Raw genomic sequence first — 3,895 nt, 5'->3', positions numbered from 1 at the left:
CTTCAATGCATCACGACCGCCGCAATCAAGGCGAAGGCTCCGGCAAGGGTGAAGAGAGCGAGCCAGGCGGGATAGCGCGGTGCCATCCACAGCCCGAGCGCGCGGCAATGATCCAAACTCAGCCACAGGCTTGTCATGGTGGTCTCCATCGCATGTTGCCGGGATCGGACCATCCGCGGAGAGGCTGAACCTTAAGGCTGAGGCTAAAGCTGAGGCCAAGGCCGAGGCTGGTCGCCGCTTCGCGAGCGATCGTCCGGAGACCTGGGTCAGGCCGCCGGCGATATCATCTAAGCGGCATCGGACATGGCGCGGGATCGCGCCAAATGCCTGGCCTTGCCGGGCTCGACTGGAATTGCGGTGGGCCGAGGCAAGGTCGGCGTCGGGGCTGGTCTCAGTTCGGTCCGAAGCGAGACGGCCGCTTCACTGGACGCTCAATCGGCGGATTAAGCAAGCAGCCCGCCCGCGTCATCTTGGCCCCGCCTCAGGCGCGGCCTGCCGACGGGCTGACAGGCACGACCGTGAAGCGATCGCGGGGGCGCCGCGGAGCGAAGCTCGTCCTTTGATTGAGGTCGCCGGTCTCGTAGCGCATATAGGCCTGAATAGCGGTCATCACGGCGCCAAGCGAGGCGTAGGGGCCGAACCGGATCATGGGGAGCGCCAGCACGCCGCGGTTCTGCGGGCCGATCCAGAAGTCGTCATCCCGCTCCGCGACAATCGTTCCGAAATGGCGACCGAGCCGGTCCTTCATTTCCCAAACGCTGTGCTCGAGCTGCGTGACGACGATGTCCATGAACGCCTCCGGCTGGCCGGTTGCGCGCTTGCGCCGGTCGCCAGGATATGGGGTTGCCGGGTCATGCCGATAAGGTCGCCAGCCGGGAATACAGCCGCCGCGACGAGGCCAGGGCGTTCACGCCCCCTGGCGCTGCCGGCCGCCATCGCCGTCAGAACCTCTTCCTGGTGATCAGGGTCAGCCGCCCATTGGCACCGGTCTCGGCGACGAGCACCTGCAGCGATGACAGCCCCTGCGCCCGAAGCGCAAGGGCGAGGAGCGGTGCTGCATCGATCGCCGTCCGGAGCTTCTGCAGTTCGTCATCGCCGCGTGCTGCGACGATCCGGGTGACGCGTAGCCGTTCCGGCTTTGGCAGCGCGCGGATATCGACGACGATCACCGACCGGTTCCTCAAGGGTCCCGATGCAGCCACGGGACTGAGCCCGACCTCGCGGTCGACAGCAGCTTCTTCAGGCGGAGCCTGGGCCTGGGCGACACCGGTGAGTGCGAGGGCGGAAACAGCGGCCACGATCGGGATCATGTGCATCGGCAGTCCTTCCATCCGGTCACGGGTCGGCGCAGAGTTCAGGCACGCCCGGGCGGTAACGCCCGTGCTGCGATCACCGCCTCGACGCGTTGCGAGCCCCCATCCTGCCCATCCGGTTTCGTGCAGGCCTCGTGATCGTCATCTCGCCGAGCAAGACTGCGCTGACGATCTCGCGATCCCGCGCGACGTTTCAGCAGAGCTGCGATGCCCTCTACCAGAAGTGGACGATGACCAAGAACTGCAACTAAAATACTCACTACAGTCAGATCTTTCCGATCAAACTTTAATCTCGGACAGATTTTATGATCAAAAAATCACCAGAGGAATGAATACCTTTTAAAAGCCTGATATCCTCTGAGAAAGCGGGGCAGTGAAACGTCAAATACGCAAATTTGTACAGGGTTTTCTCTACCCGATTACGCTTTTGTTACCCGCCCGGAGTCCACAAGGAGCAGGGATGCCACAGTCGATGCGATCACGGCATGGCGCCCGGGCCAATCGCCGCCGCGCCCTGCGCCCATGGAGCAGCCGGGTCAGAACGGGAGCCTCGCCTGGAGCAGCGGCGCCATCGACGGCGCCGCTGAGGGGCGTTCCCCGGCGTCGCGGTCGCCCTCGCCCGGCGGCATAACATTCGCTGAAGCAGACCTCCCTGAACACGGATACGGCCGTGGAGATGATCGGGGTCAACAAGTGGTATGGCGAGTTCCATGTGCTGCGCGACATCAACCTGAAGGTGGCGCGCGGCGAGAAGCTGGTGATCTGCGGCCCCTCAGGCTCGGGCAAGTCGACGATGATCCGTTGCATCAACCGGCTCGAGGAACACCAGAAGGGCCAGATCATCGTCGATGGCACCGAGCTGACCAATGATCTGAAGAAGATCGACGAGATCCGCCGCGATGTCGGCATGGTCTTCCAGCACTTCAACCTGTTCCCGCATCTGACGATCCTGGAGAACCTGACGCTCGCCCCGATCTGGGTGCGCAAGATGCCGAAGAAGGATGCCGAGGAGATCGGCATGCACTATCTCAAGCGCGTGAAGATCCCGGAGCAGGCGCTGAAATATCCGGGCCAGCTCTCGGGCGGCCAGCAGCAGCGCGTCGCGATCGCGCGCKCGCTCTGCATGAGCCCGAAGATCATGCTGTTCGACGAGCCGACCTCGGCGCTCGACCCCGAGATGGTCAAGGAGGTGCTCGACACCATGGTGAGCCTGGCCGAGGAGGGCATGACCATGCTCTGCGTCACCCAYGAGATGGGCTTTGCGCGCCAGGTCGCCGACCGCGTCATCTTCATGGATGCCGGCCAGGTCGTYGAGATGAACGAGCCCAACGMSTTCTTCAAGAACCCGCAGCACGAACGCACCARGCTCTTCCTGTCGCAGATTCTCCATTGAGGGCGCGCAGCCTTGCATCCACCGGAGGCCCGGCGCGTTCGAACGCGCCTCGCCATGGGGCGCGGCCGGTGTAATCTGCCGGCCCCCTGCCGAGGTGCCATGACTTGAATCACCGCCAGCTTGAGACGTTTGCCGCCGTGATGAAGTCCGGCACCGTCTCGCGCGCAGCCGAGTTGCTCGGCATCACGCAGCCGGCGGTCAGCCGCACCATCGCCGAACTGGAGCGCTCGGTCGGTTTCCTGCTGTTCGACCGGGTGCGCAACCGCATCATCCCGACGCCCGAGGCCAAGCTATTCTATGCGCAGGTCGAGGCCTCGTTTCGCGGCATGGACACGCTCCGGGCCACGGCTGCCCGCATCCGCGACCATGGCTCGGGACAATTGCGGATCGGCTCGCTCTCGGCGCTTGGCTCGTCGCTGGTGCCCCGCGCCGTCCGGCGCTTCCGCGAGGGCCATCCCGATATCGGCGTCACCCTGATGGTGTTGCCCTCGCGCGACGTGCGTGACGGCGTCGTCTCCGGCCAGTTCGATATCGGGCTCGCCGCCGACGAGATCGATGTCAGCGGCGTGCTGCACCAGCCCTTCGTCTCGCCGCGCGTGCTCTGCGCGATCCCGCGCGAGCATCCGCTGGCCGAGCGCGACCTGATCACGCCGCATGACCTGCACCGCCAGCCCTTCGTCGCCTATGTGCCGGAGGACCGGACCCGCCAGCGGCTCGACCTGGTCTTTCACCAGGCCGAAGTCAGCCCGCATGTCGTGGTCGAGACGATCTATGCCGCAACCGTCTGTGCGCTCGTCGCCGAAGGCGTCGGCATCGGCCTGGTCAGCCCCTATGCGGTCGCCGGCGCCGATATGAGCCGGATCGTGCTGAAGCCGTTCGAACCGGCAGTGCACAGCAAGAGCCTGCTGATCCTGCCGCTCGACCGGCCAAAATCGCAGCTGGTGCGCGATTTCATCGACTGCCTGCTCGCCTCGCGCTAGTTCGCCGTGCGTCCGTTCGGACGCAAGATGGGCGATCTAGCCCATTGTTTAAGCGTCGGATTTTCCGAAAACCGGATTCCACTTTTCGGTCCGATGCTCCAGGTCGCATCGAGCATGCTCTGAACGACGTGACCTGAGCCTGGGAGTTTCGGTCCGATGCTCCAGGTCGCATCGAGCATGCTCTGAACGACGTGACCTGAGCCTGGGAG

General features: G+C 64.5%; 5 protein-coding genes. 2 read left to right on the top strand and 3 right to left on the bottom strand.

Going from position 1 to position 3,895, the window contains the following annotated elements; genetic code table 11:
* Window positions 1-2 precede the first annotated feature (2 nt).
* The 3 genes from AC1DJT_RS36220 to AC1DJT_RS36210 all read right to left on the bottom strand — a co-directional run bounded on the left by AC1DJT_RS36220 (window position 3) and on the right by AC1DJT_RS36210 (window position 1,316).
* Window positions 3-137 carry a hypothetical protein gene (locus AC1DJT_RS36220; RefSeq protein ID WP_441506872.1) on the bottom strand — a complete coding sequence of 45 codons (135 nt, stop codon included), beginning with the start codon at window positions 135-137 and terminating at the stop codon, window positions 3-5.
* 344 nt (window positions 138-481) lie between these two features.
* The gene (locus tag AC1DJT_RS36215; protein ID WP_441506873.1) at window positions 482-790 is read right to left on the bottom strand and encodes a BTB/POZ domain-containing protein; all 309 of its coding nucleotides are present in this window, start codon (window positions 788-790) and stop codon (window positions 482-484) included.
* A gap of 151 nt (window positions 791-941) precedes the next feature.
* Window positions 942-1,316: a hypothetical protein gene (locus tag AC1DJT_RS36210; RefSeq protein WP_476769509.1), complete on the bottom strand. Its 375-nt coding sequence runs from the start codon at window positions 1,314-1,316 to the stop codon at window positions 942-944.
* A 673-nt stretch (window positions 1,317-1,989) separates the two neighbouring features.
* On the opposite strand from AC1DJT_RS36210, the gene AC1DJT_RS36205 reads away from it, so the two are divergent.
* Together AC1DJT_RS36205 and AC1DJT_RS36200 are read left to right on the top strand one after the other, a co-directional pair.
* The gene (locus tag AC1DJT_RS36205; protein WP_476836007.1) at window positions 1,990-2,706 is read left to right on the top strand and encodes an amino acid ABC transporter ATP-binding protein; all 717 of its coding nucleotides are present in this window, start codon (window positions 1,990-1,992) and stop codon (window positions 2,704-2,706) included.
* 104 nt (window positions 2,707-2,810) lie between these two features.
* A complete protein-coding gene (locus AC1DJT_RS36200; RefSeq protein WP_441492961.1) occupies window positions 2,811-3,686 on the top strand; it encodes a LysR substrate-binding domain-containing protein in 876 nt (291 codons plus the stop codon).
* Window positions 3,687-3,895: the final 209 nt, after the last annotated feature.

This window comes from Allobosea sp. 05T422_2 (genome assembly GCF_056396265.1).
This window is presented reverse-complemented; position numbering and strand designations above follow the sequence as displayed.

What these genes read in the sequence shown, in the direction of transcription:
- AC1DJT_RS36215 (WP_441506873.1), bottom strand. Translation starts at nt 790, where the DNA reads ATGGACATCGTCGTCACGCAGCTCGAGCACAGCGTTTGGGAAATGAAG.
- AC1DJT_RS36220 (WP_441506872.1), bottom strand. Translation starts at nt 137, where the DNA reads ATGACAAGCCTGTGGCTGAGTTTGGATCATTGCCGCGCGCTCGGGCTG.
- AC1DJT_RS36210 (WP_476769509.1), bottom strand. Translation starts at nt 1,316, where the DNA reads ATGCACATGATCCCGATCGTGGCCGCTGTTTCCGCCCTCGCACTCACC.